This window comes from Micromonospora matsumotoense (genome assembly GCF_900091525.1).
Classification (GTDB): domain Bacteria; phylum Actinomycetota; class Actinomycetes; order Mycobacteriales; family Micromonosporaceae; genus Micromonospora; species Micromonospora matsumotoensis.
In genome coordinates, this window is record NZ_FMCU01000001.1 from 78208 (window position 1) to 99320 (window position 21113).

Sequence of the window (21113 nt, forward strand, 5' to 3'; positions counted from 1 at the left end):
CGACGAAGCGGCCCGGCCCACGAGGAGAACCCGATGAACCACCCGTACGACCTGCTCGCCGCCGTCGCCGACGGCGGGGACCCCGGCCCGTTCGTCCTGCTCCGCCGCGAGGGCATCGACCACGTCGACCTGTTCACCGGCCCGGTACACGTCGCCGACCGGCTCGCCGATCTGCCGCTGCCCGAGGGCGGTCCCGGCCCCCGGACGCTGGCGCTGGTGCCGTACCGGCAGATCGCCGAACGGGGCTTCGAGTGCGTGGACGACGGTGTCCCGCTGGAGTACCTGACCGTCACCGGGCACGTCGAGCTGCCGCTGGCCGACCTGCTCGCCGCCCTGCCGACCGGGCCGGTGGTCACCGGCGACGCCGCCTTCGACATCGACGACGAGGAGTACGCGCGGGTCGTCGAACGGGTGCTGGCCGAGGAGATCGGTCGGGGTGAGGGGGCGAACTTCGTCATCCACCGCACCCTGCACGCCACGGTGCAGGGCGCCCCGTTGGGTGCCGCGCTGGCGGCGCTGGGCCGGCTGCTGCGCGACGAGCGGGGCGCGTACTGGACGTTCCTGGTGCACACCGGCACCCGGATACTGGTCGGCGCGAGCCCGGAACGGCACGTCAGCGTCGACGACGGCCTGGTCATGATGAACCCGATCAGCGGCACCTTCCGACACACCGGGACGGCCGCCGAGCGGGACGGGCTGCTGCGGTTCCTGCGCGACCCGAAGGAGGTCGAGGAGCTCTACATGGTCCTCGACGAGGAGCTGAAGATGATGGCCGGCGTCGCCGAGCACGGCGGCCAGGTGGTCGGGCCGTACCTCAAGGAGATGGCGCACCTGGCGCACACCGAGTACCTGCTGGCCGGTCGGGGCACGAAGGACGTCCGGGAGGTGCTGCGGGAGACCATGTTCGCCCCGACGGTGACCGGCAGCCCGATGCAGAACGCCTGCCGGGTGATCGCCCGGCACGAACGTACCGGCCGGCGCTACTACTCCGGCGTGCTGGCGTTGCTGGGCCGCGACGCCGAGGGCCGGCAGACGTTGGACGCGCCGATCCTGATCAGGACCGCCGAGATCTCCCCCGCCGGGCAGCTGCGGGTGCCGGTCGGGGCGACCCTGGTCCGCCACTCCACCGCCGCCGGCGAGGTCGCCGAGACGCACGCCAAGGCCGCCGGGGTGCTCGCCGCGCTGGGGCTGGGCCCGCAGGCGGCGGCCGTCGGCCCGTACCCGCCGGTGCGGTTGGCCGACGACCCGGAGATCCGCGCGGTGCTCGCCGCCCGCAACGCCCCGCTGGCCCGGTTCTGGCTCGACCAGCGGGTGCCTGGCGCGACGGTGCTGCCCGGGGCGACCGGCCGGCGGGCGCTGGTGGTCGACGGGGAGGACACCTTCACCGGGATGCTCGCCCACCAGTTGCGGGCGTTGGGCCTGGCGGTGGACGTCCGGCCGTGGCACACCCCCGGCCAGGACGAGGGGTACGACCTGGTGGTCGTCGGCCCCGGGCCGGGTGACCCCGGCGCGGTCGACGAACCGAAGATGGCGGCCCTGCGCGGGCTGCTGACCCGGCGGCTCGACGCGGGCCGGCCCACCCTGGCGGTGTGCCTGGGTCACCAACTGCTCAGCGGGCTGCTGGGGTTGACGCTGCACCGCCGCACCGCCCCCTACCAGGGGCTGCAACGAGAGGTGTCGCTGTTCGGGGTGCCGCGTCGGGTGGGTTTCTACTCGACGTTCACCGCGCGGGCGGCCACCGACCGGATCGGCTCGCCGTACGGGCCGGTGGAGTTGGCCCGGGACCCGCAGGACGGGTCGGTGCACGCGCTGCGCGGGCCGGCCTTCGCCGGGGTGCAGTTCCACCCGGAGTCGGTGCTCAGCCGGGACGGCCTGGCGGTGCTGGCCGAGTTGCTGGGGCAGTTGCTGGCCCGACCGGCGGTGACGGCGCATGGTGATCCGGTGAGCGGGTAGCAGGGCGGTGGCCGGTGGACCGGACGGGTCGAGAGCCCCCGTCCGGTCCACCGGTCACCCGCCGGGCCGGTGCGGTCCGGCTGCCCGGTGTGGTCCGGCGGCTCAGCCGGCGAGGCCGCGCTTGACGGCGGCGCCGATCCGGACCGCCCGCTTGGCGGTCAGCGCGGTGGCCGCGAGCGCCACATGATCCGGGGCGACCTCGCCGTTGTTGCTGGTGTGCGAGGCGCCGTACGGGTTGCCGGCGACGAACTGGCTCGGGTCGGTGTAACCAGGGGTGACCACCACACCACCCCAGTGGTAGAAGATCGTGAACAGCGACAGCAGGGTCGACTCCTGGCCGCCGTGCGAGGTGGCGGTGGAGGTGAAGCCGCTGTAGACCTTGTCGGCCAGCGCCCCGTTGGCCCAGAGCGGGCCGGTGGTGTCGATGAACTGCTTGAGCTGGGCGGCGATCATGCCGTACCGGGTGGGGCTACCGAAGATCACCACGTCGGCCCAGGCCAGATCGTCGATCTCGGCCTCCATCACGTCCTGGGTCTCCAGCCGGTGCGCCTGCCAGCCCGCGTTGGAGCGGATCGCCTCGTCGGGTGCCAACTCCCGCACCTTGCGCAGGTGTACCTCGGCCCCCGCCTCCCCGGCGGCCTCGCACGCCGCCTGCGCCATCTGGTAGGTGATGCCGGTCGCGCTGTAGTAGATGACCGCTACCTTGACCTGGCCGTCCATCGTCTGTGTCCTCCTCGATTCGGGTCAGCTCCGGCGACTACCCGCCGGTTGCCGGGTCAAACGTTCCGCCGTGGCATGATCCGGACATGCAGTGCGCCGCCACCGCCGAGGACTGGCCGGCGATCTGGCCCTTCCTGCGGGAGATCGTCGCTGCCGGGCAGACGTACACCTGGCCGCACGACGTCAGCGCGGACGACGCCCCCGGCGGTGGCTGGTCGCCCCGCCCGGTCGGACGGTGGTCGCGGTGGACGACGACCGGAGGGTTTCCGCCATCCCGACCTCGGCCTGGTCGACCTGCTGGTGATGCACCGCCGGCTCGACTGACCGGCCGGCGGTCCCGAGAGTTTCGGCCGCAGCTCAAGTTTTCCGCAAGTTCCGCCCGGGAACGCTCCCACGCCCGGGCCGGAACGCGATCCTGGGGGGCACGGATGCCGGGGGTGGAGACCACCTTCGGTAGCCGGGGGGACCTGCACGGGGGATCGCGCTCCGCCGGTTCGGCAACCGGCGTAGCGCGATCAGGGGTGCCCACCCCGGCCGTGACCACCGGTTCGGGCCCGGCGTGACCGCCGGTGTCGGGGGACGCTCCTATGCTGACCGCGTGGTGGAGCTGACCGGTGGCGAGGCGCTGACGTTGCGGATGACCGCGCTGGCGCTGCGGGAACATCCGACCGGCCGCCCGGTGGACGTCGCCGGGGTGGTGGAGTGGTTCGGGGCCATGCAGGCCCAGGACGCGGCGAGCGGCCTGTGGTCGCTGGGGCTGCGGCTGCCCGGCCGCACCGAGGCCGACGTGCGGGCCGCCCTGGAGCGGCGCGAGGCGCTGCGTACCTGGCCGATGCGCGGCACCGTGCACCTGGTGCCCTGCCGGGACGCCCGCTGGATGCTGGAGTTGACCGGCGTACGGGCACTGGCCGGGGCACCGGCCCGCCGGGCCGTGCTCGGGCTGACCGAGGCCGAGGTCGACCGGGCCGCCGACGTGCTCGGCGCGGCGCTGGCCGGCGGCGGCCGACTGACCCGCGCCCAGTGCCTGGCCGCGCTCACTGCCGCCGGTGTCGACGTCACCGGTCAGCGCGGCTACCACCTGCTCTGGTACGCCAGCCAGCGGGGCGTCACCTGCATCACCCCGCACGTGGGCACCGAGCAGACCTTCGCGCTGCTCGACGAGTGGGCTCCCGACCCGCACCGGCCCGAGCGGGACGAGGCGCTGGGCATCCTGGCCCGCCGGTACTTCCGCAGTCACGGGCCGACGACCCGGCGGGACTTCACCGGTTGGACGGGGCTGACCGCCGCCGACGCGAAACGCGCCGTCGCGGTCGCCACCGACGCCGGACAGTTGGCCCGGGTGCAGGTCGACGGGGTGGAGTCGTATCTCGACCCGACGTTGCTCGACGCGCCCCGCCTGCCGGTGGACGACGTGCACGTGCTGCCCGGCTTCGACGAATACCTGCTGGGCTTCAAGGACCGCGCCCTGATGGTCGACCCGGCACACATGTCGGCGGTGGTCCCCGGCGGCAACGGGGTCTTCCAGTCCACCGTGGTACGCGGCGGCCGGGTGATCGGCACCTGGAAGCGCCGCCTCGCCCGGACCAGGGTCACCGTGACGGTGCAGCCACTGGTCACGCTGGACCCGTCGACCAGGCAGCGGGTCGAGGCGGCGTGGGAAGGCTACGCCCGCTTCCTCGCCCTGCCGCTGCACTTCTCCTGGTAGCCCGCCTCCCGCAGCGGCCGAGACTTGACAGACGTCGTACGTCACACCAATATGAGCATCGATATATGCACTGATTCCGCGTCCCGTCCGGGGGGTCGAGATGACACCGGACCGGTCGACGTCTGCGCCCGCTGCTTCGACCGCCGTCCCATGCTGAAGTCGATGCTTCGGTGACGCCTTCGCGTCCGGTCGGGTGGCCCAGGTAGTGCTCTGGCGTCACACCCCCGAACCGGATGACGGCCTCCCCGTAAGGAGACGACCCTGTGCCACCTCGCAAACGCTCGGCCCCATTAATCGGGACGATCCTGGCCGCCCTGGTCCTGGTCGCCGTCGGCGCGAACGTCATCACGAACGCGCCACCGGCCGCGGCGGCCACCACTGCCGGCTGCGGCAAGGCCCCGGGGCTGAACAGCGGCACCCACACCATCCAGAGCGGCGGCAAGAGCCGCAGCTTCATCCTCCGGCTCCCCGACAGCTACAACAACACCTACCCGCACCGGCTGGCCTTCGGGTTCCACTGGTTGGGTGGCACCGCCAGTGCCGTCGCCTCGGGCGGAACCGACGGCTACCCCTGGGCCTACTACGGCATGCTGTCGCAGTCGAACAACACCACGATCTTCGTCGCCCCACAGGGCATCAACAACGGCTGGGCCAACACCAACGGTGAGGACGTCACCTTCACCGACGACATGATCCGCATGATCGACAACGCGCTCTGCGTCGACACGACACAACGCTTCTCGGTCGGGTTCAGCTACGGCGGCGCGATGAGCTACTCGTTGGCGTGTTCCCGGCCGACGGTGTTCCGTGCGGTCGCGGCCATCGCCGCCCCTGGAACGATCAGTGGCTGCAGTGGCGGGACCCAGCCCGTGGCGTACCTGGGAATTCACGGGATCAGCGACAACATTCAGAGCGGCCGGTCACTACGCGACAGGTGGCTCCGGAACAACGGTTGCGCGGCGCAGAACGCCCCCGAGCCCGCGCGGGGCAGCCTGACCCACATCATCACCGCCTACTCGTGCCGGGCCGGCTACCCGGTGGTCTGGGCCCCGTTCGACGGCGGCCACCAGCAGGGCCCGGTGGACGGTTGTGCCGGCTGTGAGAGCGGCGCGCGAAGCTGGGTCAAGCCTGAGGTGTGGCGGTTCTTCACCCAGTTCGGATCGACCCCGCCGACCACCACGCCGCCGACCACGCCGCCGACCACCACGCCGCCGACCACGCCCCCGGCTGGCCAGGCGAACGTCATGATCGCGGGTAGCCAGTCGAACCGTTGCATCGACGTCGCCAACTCCAGCACGAGCAACGGCGCCCGGTTGCAGCTGTGGGACTGCCACGGCAACAGCAACCAGCGCTGGACCCATACCACCAACCGCACCCTGACCGTCTACGGCAACAAGTGCCTGGACGCCAGCGGGTCGGGCACCAGCAACGGCACCGTCGTCCACATCTGGGACTGTAACGGCGGCGCGAACCAGCAGTGGAACCGGAACAGCAACGGGACCATCACCTCCGCCCAGTCGGGACTCTGCCTGGACGCCGTCGGCGCCGGCACCGCCAACGGGACGCAACTCAACCTGTGGGCGTGCAACGGAGGCGGCAACCAGCAGTGGGCTATCCGTAGCTGACGGTCCGACAACCCCGTACCAGCATGGCACGATGCCGACGCGGGGTGGCGGTCGTATCCTCCGGCCGCCACCCCGCCGGACCGTGTCGCACCGGCCCCCGGCGGGCGGGTCGCCACCGCCCCGGTCGACCGCGCACCCGGCGGATCAGTCGCCGAGCGTGCCGGCTGACCGGCCCTCGTGCAGGGTGAGGTTCCGCCCGGACGACGGGTCGAACAGGTGGATCTTCTCCAGGTTGAACCAGACCCGCCGGTCCTCCCCCTCCTGCACCGGCGACTCGGCCGACAACCGGGTCACCAGGTTGCCCCCGCCGCCACTGAAGTCGGCACCGGCGTCGGCGGCCAACTCCTCCAACTCGGCGGCGCTGGCCCGCTGCCCCTCCACGGTGAAGTAGACGTACTTGTCGGAGCCCATCGACTCGACGATGTCGGCCGGCGCGGTGAACTCCATGCCCCGGGCCCGCGCCTCGTCGTCGATCAGCTCGGCGTCCTCGAAGTGCTCCGGCCGGATGCCGAGGATCAGCTCCCGGGGCGCGTCGGCCCCCTCCAACTCGCGGCGGATCCGGTCGCCGATCGGCACGTCGCCCAGGGCGGTACGCAGCTTTCCGTCCTCCACGGCGGCGTGCAGGAAGTTCATCGACGGTGAGCCGATGAACCCCGCCACGAAGAGGTTGCGGGGGTGGTCGTACAGCTCCTGGGGCGGGCCGACCTGCTGGATCGCGCCGCCCCGCATGATCACCACGCGGTCGCCGAGGGTCATCGCCTCGGTCTGGTCGTGGGTCACGTAGACGGTCGTGGTGCCGAGCTTCTTCTGCAACCGGGACACCACGGTACGCATCTGCACCCGCAGTTTGGCGTCCAGGTTGGACAGCGGCTCGTCCATCAGGAACGCCTTGGGCTGCCGGACGATCGCCCGACCCATCGCGACCCGCTGGCGCTGCCCACCGGAGAGGTTCGCCGGCTTGCGGTCGAGCAGCGGGGTCAGCTCCAGCACCTTCGCCGCCTCGTCCACCTTCTGGTCGATGGTCGCCTTGTCCAGCTTGGCCAACCGCAGCGGGAAGGCCATGTTCTCCCGGACGGTCATGTTCGGGTAGAGCGCGTACGACTGGAACACCATCGCGATGTCCCGGTCCCGGGGGGCCTTGTCGTTGACGCGTTGCCCGCCGATGCGCAGCTCACCGGAGCTGATGTCCTCCAGCCCGGCGATCATGTTGAGGGTGGTGGATTTCCCGCACCCCGAGGGGCCGACCAGGATGACGAACTCGCCGTCGGCGATCTCCAGGTCGACGTCCTGCACCGCGACGGTGCCGTCGGGGAAGCTCTTGCTCACCTTGTCCAGCACGATGTCAGCCATTTTGTCACCTATCCCTTGACTGCGCCGGAGGTCAGACCGGAGACGATGCGGCGCTGGAAGAAGAGCACGAACAGGATGATCGGAATGGTGATCACCACGGCGGCGGCGCAGATCGCCCCGGTGGGGTCCTCGAACTGCGACTCACCGGTGAAGAACGACAGGGCCACCGGCACCGTACGGGCCCGCTCGGTCGAGGTGAGCGTGATGGCGAACAGGAAGTCGTTCCAGCAGAAGATGAAGACCAGGATCGCCGTGGTGAACAGGCCCGGGGCGGCCAGCGGGGCGATGACCCGCCGGAACGCCTGCGCCTGGGTCGCGCCGTCCATCTTCGCGGCCTTCTCCAGGTCCCACGGGATCTGCTTGAAGAACGCCGACAGCGTGTAGATCGCCAACGGCAGCGCGAAGGTGATGTACGGCAGGATCAGCCCCGGCCAGGTGTCGAAGAGGCCGAGTTGCCGCTCGATCTCGAACAGCGGCGACACCAGCGACACCTGCGGGAACATCGCGATCAGCAGGGACACCCCGACCAGCAGGCGCTTGCCGGGGAAATCCAGCCGACTGATCGCGTACGCGGCCATCGCGCCGAGCACCACCGCGATGAGCGTGGCGATCAGGGCGATGCCGATCGAGTTGACCAGGGCCCGGACGAACTGGTCGGTGTCGAAGATGCTCTTGTAGTTGTCGAGCGTCCACTCCCGCGGCCAGAACTTGCCGTCGGTCAGGGTGGCCGGGGTCTTGAACGACAGGGAGGCGATCCAGAGCACCGGGACCAGGGCGAAGACGACCACGATGACGTCGATCAGGCCCCAGCGCAGCTTCGCCCGGGTGGTGGTGTCGGCCATGTCAGCGCCTCTCCCCGTCGTCGCTGCCCGGGGCAGCGGTGCCGAACAGCTTCACGAAGACGAACGCGATGATCGCCACCGTGATGAAGATCAGCACGGACATCGTGGAGCCGATGCCGAGGTTGAGCCCCCGGATCAGGTTGTTGTAGGCGAGCATCGACACCGACGAGGTCTCGTTGCCGCCGTTGGTGAGCACGAAGATGTTGTCGAAGACCCGGAACGCGTCGAGGGTGCGGAACAGCAGGGCGACCAGGATCGCCGGCTTCATCACCGGCAGCATCACCTTGGTGAACCGCTGCCACGCCGTCGCCCCGTCGGTGGAGGCCGCCTTGAGCAGGTCCTCCGGCACCAGCGCCAGCCCGGCCATCAGCAGCAGGGCCATGAACGGGGTGGTCTTCCAGATCTCCGCCAGCATGATGATCGCCAGCGAGCTGGCCCGCTCGGTCAGCGGCGCGCTGCCGTCGAAGAGGTTGGCCAGGTATCCGGTGCCGGGCGTCCAGGCGTACCGCCAGGAGAACGCGGCGACGACCGTGACGATGCCGTAGGGGATCAGCGCCGCGGTCCGGACGATGCCCCGGCCGACCAGGGTGCGGTGCATGACCAGGGCCAGCCCCATGCCGAGCGCCAGCTCCACCGCGACGGTGACCACCGTGATCAGCATGGTCACCCCGAACGCGGTCCACCAGAACTCGTTGCTGAGCACGGTGACGTAGTTGTCCAGCCCGATGAACTTACGCTCGTCGGGGAAGCGCAGGTCGAAGCGCTGCAACGACAGCCAGACCGAATAGATGATCGGGTACGCGGTGACCAGCACCATGACCAGCGCGGCCGGGGCGCAGAGCAGCCAACCGAGCTTCCGTTCGGCCTTCTTGTTCTCGCTCAACGGGGCACGCCGGCTCACGGTAGGACCCCCTTGGACTGGAGCGCGTCGGAGATCGCCTCACGCAGCTCCTTGGCGGTCTGCTCCGGCTTGATCGCCGACGGCGGCGACAGGATCGCCGACATCACCGTGGAGATGCTCTGGTAGGCGGGGGTCAGCGGCCGGACCGCCGGCTCCTTCAGCTCCTCCAGGATGGTCTCCTTCATCGGGTACGCCTCGTCCATCTCCGGGTCGTCGTAGACCGCCTCGATGGTCGGTGGCACCCCGTCGTTGATCGCGGAGAACTTCTGGTTCTTGGCGTCCCGGAGGCACTTCGCCGCCTCGAAGGACTCCGTCGGGTGCGTGGAGTAGGCGCTGACCGCCATGTTGACCCCACCGATGGTGACCTTGCTGGGGGTGTTCGCGTCAACGCCGGGCACCCGGGCCCACTTGACCTTCTTGGCCAGCTCCGGGTCCGCCTCCTGCAACGCCGGGTAGACGAAGGGCCAGTTGACCTGGAACGCGCCGTTGCCGGACTGGAAGTCCAGCCGGACCGGATCCTCGGTGGAGTTGCTGAACGACGGCGACGTCACGCCCGACGTGGCAAACCGCTGGAGCTGGTCGAGGGCCTTCACCGTGCCGGAGTCCATCACGGCCTTCTTGCCGTCGTCGCTGAGGATCTTGCCGCCGGCGCTCTCGGCCAGGGTGTTGTAGAGCACCACCAGGCCCTCGTACTGCGCGCCCATGGTGAGCACCCGGTAGGGCTTGCCCTGCCCCTTGAGGTCCTTGGCGGCGGTGATCATGTCGTCCCAGGTCTTCGGAGCCTCCGGGACCAGGTCACTGCGGTACCAGAGCAGCTGCACGTTGGTGTTCTTCGGCGCACCGTAGAGCTTGTCCTCGTACCGGGCGGTGTCCAGCGGGCCCGCCAGGGTGCCCTGCTCCACCTCGCTCTTGTCCTGACCGGTCCACTCCCGGATCCACTTCGCGCTGGCGAACTCCTGGGTCCAGGTGACGTCGAGGCCGAGCACGTCCATCCCGGTGTCCTCGGCGGCCAACCGGCGGACCAACTGCACCCGCTGGTCGTCGGCCTGCCGGGGCAGCACCCGGTAGGTGATCTTGTAGCGGCCCTCGGCCCGGGTGTTGCAGTCGTCGACCACCTTCTGCAGGTTCTGCTCGGGCGGGTAGTACAGGTTGATCGTGGGCGTACCTCCGCCACCGTCGTCCGTGCCGCACGCGGCCAGCGGCGCGACGAGTGCCAGCGCGGCAACGGCCGCCCCGGCCCGGACAGCCGGCCGACGCCGGTGTCGGGCCGTTCCGGGGTCCGTCATCACCCTCCCCCTCTCTTCGGCGAAAACCGGGGAGGTCACCCGCGCCCCGGTGCACGGCGAGCCGGTACCGGGCCGGTGAAGTGCGGAAACGCGCCTGCCCGGCCGTTCCGTGCGCCTACACTGCCCGACCTGCGAAGCCGCGAAACCTGCCGGTAACCAGCGTCCGGACCGGTGGGCCGACCCGCACCGGAGGTGGCACCGCCGATGCCTGACTCATGCCCGTCTCCACCGATTTTCACGATTCGACCTCGGACCCCATGGTGCCACCAGCCCGCCCGGTTCATGCCTGAACGCGCCGTTCGACGCGGGTGTGACCGGTGCGCGGGTCAGCCCCGGGCTCGCGCCCAGGACAGGAAGCGTTCGGTCATCCGGGCCGGTGGGTGTTCCGGGTGCAGTTGGCCGAGCTGGTTCGTCGCCTCGTACATCAGGGTGCCGAGGTAGACGAGCAGCCCCGTGCGGTCCGTGCGGTACTCGGTGAGCAGGGCGAGCTTGGCCGGCTGGCAGGGCCACTCCCGGCCACAGTTGCGGCACCGCCACAGTGGGCGCATCGCGACGTGCGGGACAGGCGGTCGGACCACCATCACCGCCACCTCCTCGAATCATGGGCGCGTTCGGCGGGGTCGGCCCCGGCCGTCTCGACCCGGGGCCGACCATCCGCGTCACCACACCGATCTGGGGACTGGAAGGGGCCGCTCCCGCACGGGGATCGGGAGCGGCCCCGGGCAGGGCCCGCTGCCGCCCTCCCCGGCTGCCAGCGGGCCCGCCACGGGTGACAGTCTGCTGATCGGACCACTACTGTCGATACACGCTCACGTCATCTGCGCAGCTCAAAGGAGTGGGTGAGCGACCACGACAGACCCGCCGGTCCACGGTGGGCAGAGACCGGGGGTGTGATGGGGACAGCTACCGATTACGTGTTGGAGGAGTTACGCCTGTTCCGGGCGGCGCTCGGGCTCAGCCAGGACGACTTCGGCAAGGGCATCGGCTACTCGGGGTCGCACGTCAGCTCGGTGGAGACCGGCGGCCGGGCACCCACCAAGGAGTTCATGAAGGCGGTCGACGGCCACCACCAGACCGGCGGGCGTTTCCAACGGATGCTGGAGCGGCTGGGCCGGCTCGACGCCGAGCCGGCCTGGCTCCGGGAGTGGATCGAGTTCGAGCGGGAGGCGACCACCCTGCGCTGGTTCGAGCTGGCGTACGTGCCGGGGCTGCTCCAGACCGAGCGGTACGCCCGCGCGACGCTGGCCGGCGGCCGGTTCGCCCCGGAGGACGTCGACCGGATCGTGGCGTCCCGGCTCGAACGGCAGGCGATCCTGCGGCGGGAGCGCCCCCCGCAGCTCATCTGCGTGATCGACGAGACGGTGCTCCGCCGGCCGGTGCTCGACCAGCCGGGGCTGATGATCGAGCAGTGCGAGCACTTGGCCCGGTTGACCGCCGAGGAACACATCCAGGTGCACATCGTGCCGACCGATGCCGGCATGTACCTGGGGCTGGCCGGGCAGTTCATCATCGCCGAGATGCCCGACGGCGAGCGGGTGGCCTATGCGGACAACCAGCTCACCGCGCAGATCGTCGATGCGACGCCCGACGTTGCTAGTCTGGCCAGGACGTGGGAGATCGTGCGGAACGAGGCGCTCCCCCGCCGGCAGTCAATCGAGCTGATCAAGGAAGTGGCGAAGTCATGGACATGATGACCCCGCAGTGGCGGAAGTCGACCAGGTCCGGCGGCAACGGCGGAGCCTGCGTCGAGGTCGCCGACAACCTGCCCGGCCGGGTGCTGGTGCGCGACACCAAGGACCGCGACGGCGGCACCCTCCACTTCGACCGTACGGCCTGGACCGCGTTCGTCGGCTACGCCAAGCAGCACTGACGCGGCTCACCAACCAGGCTCCATCGCGAAGCCGAGAGCCTGAGCGGCCCGACCAGGCTCCACCGCGAAGCCGAAAGCCTGAGCGGCCCGACCAGCCTCCATCGCGAAGCCGAAAGCCTGAGTGGCCCGACCAGGTTCCACCGCAAGACCGAATCTGAGCGGCCCGACCAGGTTCCACCGCGCAGCCGGGAGCCTGGTCGGGCCCGGCCGCCTCCCGCCCCATCTCCGGCCCGTCGCACAGGGCGACGGTCGTTGATGATCAACGAGGCTTCACTCGGCAGCGGCAGCGCTCGGCAGGAGCGCAATCTCGGGACAGCGGCACGGAGGCGATCGGGGCGTCAATCGCCTCGGCCGTCAGCGTGCCGCCGGCAGGTGTCGCCCGCACGTACGTCTCGCCCCGGAGCGGTACGCCCGACGCGACTGCGGCGTTGGCCGACCGCCCGACGCGACTGCGGCGTTGGCCGACCGCCCCACGCCCCACGTCGCGGTATGCAAAGCCCCGCCCCATGATCGGATTGCCGAAATGGAGACGACACGCCGGGAAAAGTACATCGAACGGCAATCTGATCTTGAGGCTCCCGCAGTGCCGCCCGGGCAGGCGTATGCCGCGGAGCCGGGCGACGGGTACGCAGCCGAGCCGGACGGCCAGGACGGGCCGGAACGGGACGCTCAGCAGAGGCGGGCGGGTAGCTCGCCCCACACGCCCAGCCTTTCGTGAAGATCGACTCAGTTGAGGCGATACAGCGTTATCGAGGTGCGGTGAACACCGCAACATCGACCCCGTGGAGTTGATCAACCAGGCGCTCCGCCGGCCAGCCGCCATGCCCCGTCGGGCACCGTGCGCCCCGTCGGGCACCGTGCGCCCCGGCGGGCACCGCGCGCCCCGGCGGCTCGCCACGACTGTCCGGTCGGCGGGTGCAGCGGGGCTATCCCACGTGTGCCGCGTGCACTAGCGTTGATGCACTCACTCCACAGCCAGCGCGTCGCCGTCGTAGTCGATACGCCTCCGGCCGACATCAGCCTGCCCGTTCGGTGGGTTCTCCCGCGAACTCCCACTGCGCGTCCACCGGTTGGGCAGGATCGTCCTCAACGAGGAGGTGCTCCGTGGTGCAGGACACCCGCGCTCTCGCCCTGACGTTCGAGGTGAGCGGCCTGCCACCGGTGAAAACCGAGGCGCTGTCCATCTTCGCTGCCGGCCATCGGCAGGCGACGAGGGTCCGCGCCCTACTCGAAGCGGCCTGCGCCGCGGCCCAGCAGACCGGCTGGACGCCGTTGGCCGGGCCGATCGAGGTCGACCTGATCCTGCGGTGCCCACCCGGGCACCGCACATCCGACGCCAGCACCCTGCTCGGTGGGGTGTGCGCGGTGCTCCAGGACAAGAAGCGGGTGGCCAACATCGGGCTGGCCCATCTCGGGGTCCTGGTCGACGTCGCCCTCTACGTCGACGACCGGCAGATCCGCCGGCTGTCGTACCGGGAGGAGCCGGCGGAGGACTTCTCGTACCAGGTCCGGGTGGCCGCCGCGCCAACCGTGGTTTGACCGACGCCCGCGGTGGGGTACCGCGGACGCCGACGAAGGGAGCGCCGATGTCGGAGCCACATGTCACGCTCGACCCGAGAGGGCTCGACCCGGTGCAGCAGAAGCTGCGCGGCCCGCTGGAGGATCAGCTGACCTCGGCCCTCCAGGCTGCCACGGACCGGATCCGGGCCAGCTACGCGGGCGAACCTGTCGAACAGGTCTGCCAACGGCTGCTCGACGAGACCCGGTCCGGGCTGCACCCGGACATCGCCGCCGGTTTCCGGCCCGACATGGACGAGTTCTGCCGGGTGGCGGTGGCGATCGTCCGGGACGAGATCTCCTGACCCGGCCGGCGTCGCCCCGCATCGGGTACGGCCCGAACGGGGCTTCGCCCCGGTCCCGGCCGAGTCGCACCCCACCACGGGGACGCACCGCCTCGGCCGAGGCTCCACCCCGGCCGAGGCGCAAAGAACCAGAGAAAAGACTGGTCAACGAGCCGACCGAGGCGCACCGCACCGCTTTCGAGATGCCGGGGCGGCCAAGGCTCAGCGCACGGCCAAGGCTCAGCACACGGCAGCGGCTCGATGGTGAACCGGGAGCGGGTCTCGTTGATCGACTCTTCGGGGCTCAGCACACCTCCGAAGCCCAGCACACGGCCGAGGTTCAGTAGCGGCCCGGCTCAGTAGCGGCCGAGGTTCTGCGCCGGGCAGATCACGATGCGCGGCGACTGCTTCGGGTCCAGCCAGCGCAGCACGGACACCAGGTCGGCGTGCGACATGCTGACGCAGCCGGCGGTCGGACCGCCGCCGGCGGTGCTGAACTCGTGCAGGAAGATGCCGCTGCCGGCGTGGGGCACGGGCTTCGGCACGTTCGGCGGCATGTTGTAGGTGATCACCGCGAAGTGGGTGTAGGCCGGCACCTCCCGCCACAGCGCCTCGCTGAATCCGCCGGGGTTCGTGCTGCGGTGCTGGAAGGTGTTGTAGGCCGCCGAGTTCGGGTTCTCGTTCCACCAGTCGTCGGTGACCACCCGGTGGTACGGGAAGCGCACGCCGGGGTCGGCGGCGATGCCGTACATGGTGGGGCCGAACGAGTAGACCCCGGTCGGGGTGGTCGCCACCCCCTCGGTGTGGTTGTCGCTGAACCCCTTCGCGCCCAGCCGGGCGGGCAGCGGGGCCGAGACCGCCACCCAGTGGCCGCCTGCCCGGTGGAACGTCTCCAGGGTGGCGTACGTGGTGGAGTAGCCGGTGCCGGTGACGATGACGACCTGGCGGGTCCCGGCGGGCAGGGTGGTCAGCCGGGAGGCTCGGTTCGGTGGCGGGATCGGCCGCCCGCGACCCGTCGCCGGTGCCGCGCCGGGTGTGGTTTCCATCTGGAGATGATCGCACCACGAACGACACCCCGATGTCCCGACGCTCACCGGGTCCGGTGGGCCGGTGGGTCAGGGTCGGGTCCGCAACTCCCCGACCCTGACCGCCAGCCGTCCGGTCCGGCAGCGGTGATCGCCGGTGCGGGCACGACGGGCGGGGCAGGCCGCCCACGTCGGCCCGACACGCGGGCCAGGCCGCCTGCACTCAGCTCCACGGTGCCCCGGCACCGGACTTCGGCGCGTCCCCGACCACCCCGAATGGCCACGAACGCCGGCCCAGGTTAGGCACCCGTCGGTGGGCCGGGCAAGCAGGTCGGCGGGGCCGCGGGGGTGATTCCCGCCGGGCCGGAATTGGGGCATCCCGGCGTGACACGGTCAGCCGGACCGGCGCTGTTCGTCCTCAGAAGTGAGCGAGCAGATCCGGGAAGGCGGCCAGCCGGATCACCCCCGTGTCGGCCGGGTCGAGGTCGTCGTCCTCCAGGACCCAGGTGTTCTCGTTGGGGATGAACACCGCCCGCATGCCGGCCGCCCGCGCCGGCAGGATGTCCGACTTCGGGGAGTTGCCGATCATCCACGCGTCGGCCGGCGCGAAGCCGTGTTCCCGGGCCAACCACCGGTAGGTCCCGGTGTCCTTCTCGGCCACGATGTGCGCTGCGGTGAAGTGGTGCAGCAGGCCGCAGGCGTCCAGCTTGCGCTGCTGCTCCTCCCGGTCCCCCTTGGTCAGCAGCAGCAGGTCGTAGCGGGCGGCCAGGGCGTCGAGGGTGTCGGCGACCCCGGGCATCAGCTCGACCTGGTGGTTGACCAGCGCCGTGGCCAACGCGTCGAGGTCGCTGCGCTCCCGGTCGCTGACCGGTCGCTCGCGCAGCCGCGCCAGACACTCGCCGAGGCTGCGCAGGAAGACCTTGCTGCCGTAGCCGTGAGCCACCGCGTTGGCCCGCTCGATGTCGTCGAGCACCCCACGGATCTGGGCCCGGTCGAGCGTCGGATGGTCGAGCCAGTCCAGGAAGTCGTCGATCACCCGCTCGAACAGGACGTTGTTCTCCCAGAGCGTGTCGTCGGCGTCGAAGATCAGCGTCGTCGCGCCCTCGACCCGGGCCGTCCCGGTCCCACCCGCACTCATCCGGTGTCCCCTCCCGAAGGGTCCCCCCGCCCGGCCGGCGGCGGCCCCGGACACGTTAGTGGCCCGGCCCGCCCGGCACATCCGGGTTGTCCCGGCGCAGGGTCAGGATCAGGTCGGCGACCAGGGCGGTCCACCCGGTCTGGTGCCAGGCCCCGAGCCCGGCGCCGTTGTCGCCGTGGAAATACTCGGGGAAGGCGATCAGGTCCCGCCAGTCGGGATGGGTCTGGAACAGCTGACACGCCCCGTAGATCGGCCGGCGACCCCAGTCGTCCCGGGTGAACAGGGAGATCAGCCGGGCGGAGAGGTCGTCGGCGATCTCGTCCAGGGTGCACTTGCGCCCCGACCGGGTCGGGTACTCCACCTGGAGGTCGTCGCCGAAGAACGCGGCGTAGTCCCGCAGTGCACTGATCAGCAGGAAGTTCGTCGGCATCCAGATCGGGCCGCGCCAGTTGGAGTTGCCGCCGAACAACCCGCTGGTCGACTCGGCCGGCTCGTAGCCGACGCAGAACTCCTGCCCGCCGAGGTCGACCGCGAACGGCTTGTCCAGGTGGGCCCGGCTGAGCGTCCGCAGGCCGTAGTCGGAGAGGAACTCCTCGGGGTCGAGCATCCGGGCCAGCAACCGGACCACCTGTTCCGGGCCGACCATCGACAGCAGCCGCTGCTGGCGGCCGTCCGGGCCGAGCCGGCGGGCCCCGATCACGTCGGCGTACTCGGGGCGTTGGGTGAGGAACCAGCGCAGCCGGGCACCCAACTCGGGCAGGCGTTGCAGGGTCCGCGCGGTGAGCCGGGTGGTGGCCGCCAACGGCAGCAGCCCCACCACCGAACGAACCTTCAGCGGCACCTGGCTGCCGTCGGCGAGCCGCAGCACGTCGTAGAAGAACGCGTCCTCGGCGTCCCACAGGCCCTGCGAGTAACCGGCCGCCGCGATGTACGCGAAGTGTTCGAAGAACTTCGTCGCGGTGTCCACGTACGCCCGGTCGTGTTCGGCCAGCACGATCGCGATGTCCAGCAGGTTGAGGGCGTACATCGCCATCCAGCCGGTGCCGTCGGACTGTTCGAGCACCCCGGCGACCGGCAGCGCCGCCGAGCGGTCGAACGGGCCGACGTTGTCCAGCCCGAGGAAGCCGCCCTCGAACAGGTTGTTGCCGCCGGTGTCCTTGCGGTTGACCCACCAGGTGAAGTTCAGCAGCAGCTTGTGCATCACCCGGGCCAGGAACTCGTGGTCCCGCCCGCCGTCGATCTCGAACACCTTCAACGCCGCCCAGGCGTGCACCGGCGGGTTCACGTCGCCGAACGCCCACTCGTACGCCGGGATCTGGCCGTTGGGGTGCAGGTACCACTCGCGGAGCAGGAGCAGCACCTGCGCCTTGGCGAAGCCCGGGTCGACCCGGGCGATGGTGACGCAGTGGAAGGCCAGGTCCCAGGCGGCGTACCAGGGATATTCCCACGGGTCCGGCATGGAGATCACGTCGAAGCTGGTCATGTGCCACCAGGCGCTGTTGCGCCCGTGCCGGCGACCGGCCGGCGGCGTCGAGCCCGGGTCGCCCTCCAGCCACCGTTTGACGTCGAAGTGGTAGAACTGCTTGCCCCACATCAGCCCGGCGATCGCCTGCCGGGCCACCAACGCCTCGTCGGCGCTGGCCGCCGCCGGGATCACCCCGGCGAAGAAGCGGTTCGCCTCGGCCCGGCGGGCCCACACCACCGCGTCGAACCCCGCGCCCAACTCCGCCGGGGCCGGCGCGACGGCCCCGGGCGGCGGGGCGGTCCGGGTCAGCCGCAGCCGGATCTGCCGTTGCCCGCCGGCCGGCACGTCCAGCACGTAGTGCAGGGCGCCCTTGGTCCCCTCCCGGTCCGGGTTGACGGTGGCCGCGCCGGCCACCACGTGGTCGTTGATCCCGTCCTTCGGGTACGCCGAGCGACCGGCCAGCCCCCACAGCCGCTCGGCGTTGGTGTCGTTGTCGCAGAGCAGCGGGACCGGCTCGCCGTCGCCCTCCAGCAGGATCTGCCCCAGCACCCAGTGCTCGCCGACCAGCCGGCCGCCCTCGCCGGTCAGCCGGGGCACCCGGTCCGCGCCGGGCGGACCCCAGGCCCAGGTGTTGCGGAACCACAGCGTGGGCAGCACGTGCAGGGTGGCCGCCTCGTCGGCCCGGTTGGCGACGGTGACCAGGATGCACAGGTCGGTCGGGGACGCCTTGGCGTAGTCGACGGTGACCGCCCAGTACCGGTCGTCGTCGAAGATGCCGGTGTCGACCAGCTCGTACTCGTTCTCGTCCCGGCCGCGCAGGGCGTTCACGGCGACCAGTTCGTCGTACGGGAAGGCAGCCTGCGGGTAGTGGTAGCGCCAGCGCATCCAGGAGTGGGTGGGGGTGCTGTCGAGGTACCACCAGTATTCCTTGGCGTCCTCGCCGTGGTTGCCGCCGTCGCCGCCGAGGCCGAACATCCGCTCCTTGAGGATCGGGTCCACCCCGTTCCACAGCGCCAGCGCGAAGCAGAACGTCTGCCGGTCGTCGCAGACGCCCGCCATGCCGTCCTCGTTCCACCGGTAGGCTCTGGACCGCGCGTGGTCGTGGGGGAAGTAGTCCCACGCCGTGCCGTGTTCGCTGTAGTCCTCCCGTACCGTCCCCCACGCCCGCTCGGACAGATAGGGACCCCATGCGCGCCAGTCCTGCTCCCCGGCATCGGCCTGGGCGAGCCGGAGCCGCTCGGCGTCGGGGGATGGGGCATCGGAGGGCGATCTGTCGGTGAACACCTGCACATTTTCGACGCCGCCGGGGTACTTGACCACAGCGGCCATTGTCGTCGTGGCGTGTTACACCTCGCCGCCACAGGAGGAAAGAAGTTGATCGAGTTCGGTTTCGGCCCGGGAGTCTGCGGCGAACTGGCCGGCGGGACGACCCGGGAATGGCTGGTCACCGACGGTCTCGGCGGGTACGCCATGGGCACCGTGAGCGGGTTGCGGACCCGCCGCTACCACGGTCTGCTGGTGGTCGCCGGGGAAACGCCGGCCGCCCGCCGGGTGGGACTGGTCAGCCTGGACCCGGCGGTGGTCCTGCCGTCCGGGGCCCGGGTCCGGCTCGGCGCGCACGAGTGGAACTCGGGCGTGGTCGACCCGCGCGGCTACGAGTTCCTGGAACGTTTCGACCTGATCGACGGGCTGCCGCGCTGGCGGTGGCGCATCGGTGACGTGGTGATCGAGCGGGAGCTGGCCATGACGTACGGCCGGCCCGCCGTGGCGGTGGTGCACCGGCTGGTGGCCGGTGGCCCGGTCCGACTCGACCTCTCGGCCGCCTGCACCTGGCGCGACGCGCACGGCGAGCGGCGGGCCGACGGCCCGACGCCCCGGGTGGAGCCGGCCGACGGCGGCGCGGTCATCGAGGGCGCGTACCGCCTCGCCGGCCCGGACTGGACGCCCGAGGGGCAGTGGTGGCTGGGCGTGCACCACCGCGAGGAGGCCGCCCGGGGGCTGCACCCCGACGAGGACCTCTGGTACGCGGGGCGGTTCTCCGGCGCGCTGGACCGGCCCGGGGACACCGTGTCGGTGCTGGCCTGGGCCGGTGACCTGGCCGAGGAGCCGCCACCGGCGACGCAGGTGGTGGCGGCGGCCCGGCAACGGCACCGGGCGGTGATGGCGGCGGCGAAGCCGGCCGACGCGGTGGACGCGACCCTGACGCTGGCCGCCGACGCGTTCGTGGTGCGTACCGCCACCGGCCCGGACGTGGTCGCCGGCTATCCGTGGTTCGGGGCCTGGTCCCGGGACACCATGACCTCCTACGAGGGGTTGTTCCTGTGCACCGGGCGGGCCGACGAGGGGCGGGAGTTGCTGCGGGCGTACGCGGCGACGCTGTCGGAGGGGATGCTGGCGAACACCGCCGACACCGGTCGGGTGGAGTACAACACGGTCGACGCGACGCTGTGGTTCCTGCACGCGGTGAGCCGGCACGTCACCGTCACCGGCGACACCGACCTGGGTGACGAGCTGCTGCCGGCGCTGCACGGGGTGGTGCAGGCGCACCTGGCCGGCACCCGGTACGGCATCGCGGTCGACCCGGCCGACGGGCTGATCACCCAGGGCGGCACCCCGGGCACCGCGCTGACCTGGATGGACGCCCGGGTGTACGGGGTGCCGGTGACCCCGCGTACCGGCAAGCCGGTCGAGGTCAACGCGTTGTGGATCAACGGGTTGGCCGGGTTGGCCGAGCTGACCGAGCTGGCCGGTCAGGACCCGGCCGAGCTGTGGCGGCTGCACCACCGGGCCCGGGACGCGTTCGGCAAGCGGTTCCCCACCCCGGCGGGCTGGCTGCACGACGTGGTGGACGCGCCCGCCCCGGCGTACCCGCTGGGTGGGGCGGCGCACCACGACGACGACCTGCTCCGCCCCAACCAACTGCTCGCCTGGTCGCTGCCGTACGCCCCGTTGGAGCCGGACCCGGTGGCGCTGCGCCGGGTGGCCGCCGGGCTGTTCACCCCGCTGGGCCCGCGCAGCCTCGCCCCCGACTCGCCGGAGTTCGCGCCCCGGCACCGGGGTGGCCCGGCGGAGCGGGACGGCGCCTACCACCAGGGGACGGTCTGGCCGTGGTTGGTCGGCCCGTTCGTCGAGGCGTACCGCAGGGCCGGGCTGCCCACCGACGACCTGCTGGCCGGGCTCGTCGGCCACCTGGGTGAGTACGGCCTGGGTTCGGTGAGCGAGACGGCCGACGGCGTCGCGCCGCACGCCGCCACCGGCTGCCCGTTCCAGGCGTGGTCGGTGGCCGAGTTGCTGCGGGTCAGGCGGGCTCGATAGGCAGCCGTTACACACCGGCAACGGCGGCGTCTCCGCTGGTTATCCACCGCTGGGCAGGATGGGCCCTGACCCCGGGC

At 71.3% G+C, this 21113-nt stretch carries 17 protein-coding genes; 8 read left to right on the forward strand and 9 right to left on the reverse strand.

Features of this window, described 5'->3' with window-relative positions; translation table 11 throughout:
• Positions 1–33: 33 nt before the first annotated feature.
• Positions 34–1953, forward strand: a complete 1920-nt coding sequence (locus tag GA0070216_RS00315) for an anthranilate synthase family protein (protein ID WP_091237235.1) — start codon at positions 34–36, stop codon at positions 1951–1953.
• A 102-nt stretch (positions 1954–2055) separates the two neighbouring features.
• On the opposite strand, the gene wrbA is transcribed toward GA0070216_RS00315, so the two are convergent.
• The gene (gene wrbA / locus GA0070216_RS00320; protein ID WP_091237236.1) at positions 2056–2673 is read right to left on the reverse strand and encodes an NAD(P)H:quinone oxidoreductase; all 618 of its coding nucleotides are present in this window, start codon (positions 2671–2673) and stop codon (positions 2056–2058) included.
• A 637-nt stretch (positions 2674–3310) separates the two neighbouring features.
• Between wrbA and GA0070216_RS00330 the strand changes: the two genes are divergently transcribed.
• Both GA0070216_RS00330 and GA0070216_RS00335 read left to right on the forward strand, forming a co-directional pair.
• Positions 3311–4378, forward strand: coding sequence for a winged helix DNA-binding domain-containing protein (locus GA0070216_RS00330; RefSeq protein ID WP_091238724.1), 1068 nt, complete (start codon positions 3311–3313; stop codon positions 4376–4378).
• 263 nt (positions 4379–4641) lie between these two features.
• Positions 4642–6003, forward strand: a complete 1362-nt coding sequence (locus GA0070216_RS00335) for a ricin-type beta-trefoil lectin domain protein (RefSeq protein WP_091237237.1) — start codon at positions 4642–4644, stop codon at positions 6001–6003.
• 144 nt (positions 6004–6147) lie between these two features.
• Here the strand turns inward: GA0070216_RS00335 and GA0070216_RS00340 are convergent, their stop codons facing one another.
• The 5 genes from GA0070216_RS00340 to GA0070216_RS00360 all read right to left on the reverse strand — a co-directional run bounded on the left by GA0070216_RS00340 (position 6148) and on the right by GA0070216_RS00360 (position 10963).
• Positions 6148–7353: an ABC transporter ATP-binding protein gene (locus tag GA0070216_RS00340; protein ID WP_091237238.1), complete on the reverse strand. Its 1206-nt coding sequence runs from the start codon at positions 7351–7353 to the stop codon at positions 6148–6150.
• Positions 7354–7361: 8 nt separating this feature from the next.
• A complete protein-coding gene (locus GA0070216_RS00345) occupies positions 7362–8195 on the reverse strand; it encodes a carbohydrate ABC transporter permease (protein WP_091237239.1) in 834 nt (277 codons plus the stop codon).
• A gap of 1 nt (position 8196) precedes the next feature.
• Positions 8197–9096 carry a carbohydrate ABC transporter permease gene (locus GA0070216_RS00350; protein WP_091237240.1) on the reverse strand — a complete coding sequence of 300 codons (900 nt, stop codon included), beginning with the start codon at positions 9094–9096 and terminating at the stop codon, positions 8197–8199.
• Positions 9093–10385 (reverse strand): ABC transporter substrate-binding protein, encoded by a 1293-nt coding sequence (locus GA0070216_RS00355; protein WP_425413118.1) that lies wholly within the window; start codon positions 10383–10385, stop codon positions 9093–9095. The genes GA0070216_RS00350 and GA0070216_RS00355 overlap by 4 nt, the downstream gene beginning before the upstream one ends.
• A 323-nt stretch (positions 10386–10708) precedes the next feature.
• Positions 10709–10963: a flavin reductase gene (locus tag GA0070216_RS00360; RefSeq protein WP_091238727.1), complete on the reverse strand. Its 255-nt coding sequence runs from the start codon at positions 10961–10963 to the stop codon at positions 10709–10711.
• A gap of 312 nt (positions 10964–11275) precedes the next feature.
• Between GA0070216_RS00360 and GA0070216_RS00365 the strand changes: the two genes are divergently transcribed.
• The 4 genes from GA0070216_RS00365 (at position 11276) to GA0070216_RS00380 (ending at position 14114) form a co-directional block, all read left to right on the forward strand.
• Positions 11276–12073 (forward strand): helix-turn-helix domain-containing protein, encoded by a 798-nt coding sequence (locus GA0070216_RS00365; protein ID WP_091237242.1) that lies wholly within the window; start codon positions 11276–11278, stop codon positions 12071–12073.
• Positions 12070–12252, forward strand: coding sequence for a DUF397 domain-containing protein (locus tag GA0070216_RS00370; RefSeq protein ID WP_091238730.1), 183 nt, complete (start codon positions 12070–12072; stop codon positions 12250–12252). Before GA0070216_RS00365 ends, GA0070216_RS00370 begins: the two co-directional genes overlap by 4 nt.
• Before the next feature lie 1107 nt (positions 12253–13359).
• Positions 13360–13791, forward strand: a complete 432-nt coding sequence (locus GA0070216_RS00375) for a RusA family crossover junction endodeoxyribonuclease (RefSeq protein WP_091238733.1) — start codon at positions 13360–13362, stop codon at positions 13789–13791.
• Positions 13792–13838: 47 nt separating this feature from the next.
• Positions 13839–14114 carry a hypothetical protein gene (locus GA0070216_RS00380; protein WP_091237243.1) on the forward strand — a complete coding sequence of 92 codons (276 nt, stop codon included), beginning with the start codon at positions 13839–13841 and terminating at the stop codon, positions 14112–14114.
• Positions 14115–14449: 335 nt separating this feature from the next.
• On the opposite strand, the gene GA0070216_RS00385 is transcribed toward GA0070216_RS00380, so the two are convergent.
• The 3 genes from GA0070216_RS00385 to GA0070216_RS00395 form a co-directional block, all read right to left on the reverse strand.
• Positions 14450–15139 (reverse strand): L,D-transpeptidase family protein, encoded by a 690-nt coding sequence (locus GA0070216_RS00385; protein ID WP_091237244.1) that lies wholly within the window; start codon positions 15137–15139, stop codon positions 14450–14452.
• A 397-nt stretch (positions 15140–15536) separates the two neighbouring features.
• Complete coding sequence (locus tag GA0070216_RS00390) at positions 15537–16256, reverse strand: HAD family hydrolase (RefSeq protein ID WP_091237245.1); 720 nt, start codon at positions 16254–16256, stop codon at positions 15537–15539.
• A 55-nt stretch (positions 16257–16311) separates the two neighbouring features.
• Positions 16312–19050, reverse strand: coding sequence for an MGH1-like glycoside hydrolase domain-containing protein (locus GA0070216_RS00395; RefSeq protein WP_091237246.1), 2739 nt, complete (start codon positions 19048–19050; stop codon positions 16312–16314).
• Between the two features lie 45 nt (positions 19051–19095).
• Between GA0070216_RS00395 and GA0070216_RS00400 the strand changes: the two genes are divergently transcribed.
• Entirely contained in the window at positions 19096–21036 is a 1941-nt protein-coding gene (locus GA0070216_RS00400; RefSeq protein WP_091237247.1) for an amylo-alpha-1,6-glucosidase, read from the forward strand.
• Positions 21037–21113: the final 77 nt, after the last annotated feature.

What these genes read in the sequence shown, in the direction of transcription:
- wrbA (WP_091237236.1), bottom strand. Translation starts at nt 2,673, where the DNA reads ATGGACGGCCAGGTCAAGGTAGCGGTCATCTACTACAGCGCGACCGGC.
- GA0070216_RS00380 (WP_091237243.1), top strand. Translation starts at nt 13,839, where the DNA reads ATGTCGGAGCCACATGTCACGCTCGACCCGAGAGGGCTCGACCCGGTG.
- GA0070216_RS00315 (WP_091237235.1), top strand. Translation starts at nt 34, where the DNA reads ATGAACCACCCGTACGACCTGCTCGCCGCCGTCGCCGACGGCGGGGAC.
- GA0070216_RS00390 (WP_091237245.1), bottom strand. Translation starts at nt 16,256, where the DNA reads ATGAGTGCGGGTGGGACCGGGACGGCCCGGGTCGAGGGCGCGACGACG.
- GA0070216_RS00330 (WP_091238724.1), top strand. Translation starts at nt 3,311, where the DNA reads ATGACCGCGCTGGCGCTGCGGGAACATCCGACCGGCCGCCCGGTGGAC.
- GA0070216_RS00370 (WP_091238730.1), top strand. Translation starts at nt 12,070, where the DNA reads ATGATGACCCCGCAGTGGCGGAAGTCGACCAGGTCCGGCGGCAACGGC.
- GA0070216_RS00385 (WP_091237244.1), bottom strand. Translation starts at nt 15,139, where the DNA reads ATGGAAACCACACCCGGCGCGGCACCGGCGACGGGTCGCGGGCGGCCG.
- GA0070216_RS00395 (WP_091237246.1), bottom strand. Translation starts at nt 19,050, where the DNA reads ATGGCCGCTGTGGTCAAGTACCCCGGCGGCGTCGAAAATGTGCAGGTG.
- GA0070216_RS00365 (WP_091237242.1), top strand. Translation starts at nt 11,276, where the DNA reads ATGGGGACAGCTACCGATTACGTGTTGGAGGAGTTACGCCTGTTCCGG.
- GA0070216_RS00340 (WP_091237238.1), bottom strand. Translation starts at nt 7,353, where the DNA reads ATGGCTGACATCGTGCTGGACAAGGTGAGCAAGAGCTTCCCCGACGGC.
- GA0070216_RS00360 (WP_091238727.1), bottom strand. Translation starts at nt 10,963, where the DNA reads ATGGTGGTCCGACCGCCTGTCCCGCACGTCGCGATGCGCCCACTGTGG.
- GA0070216_RS00345 (WP_091237239.1), bottom strand. Translation starts at nt 8,195, where the DNA reads ATGGCCGACACCACCACCCGGGCGAAGCTGCGCTGGGGCCTGATCGAC.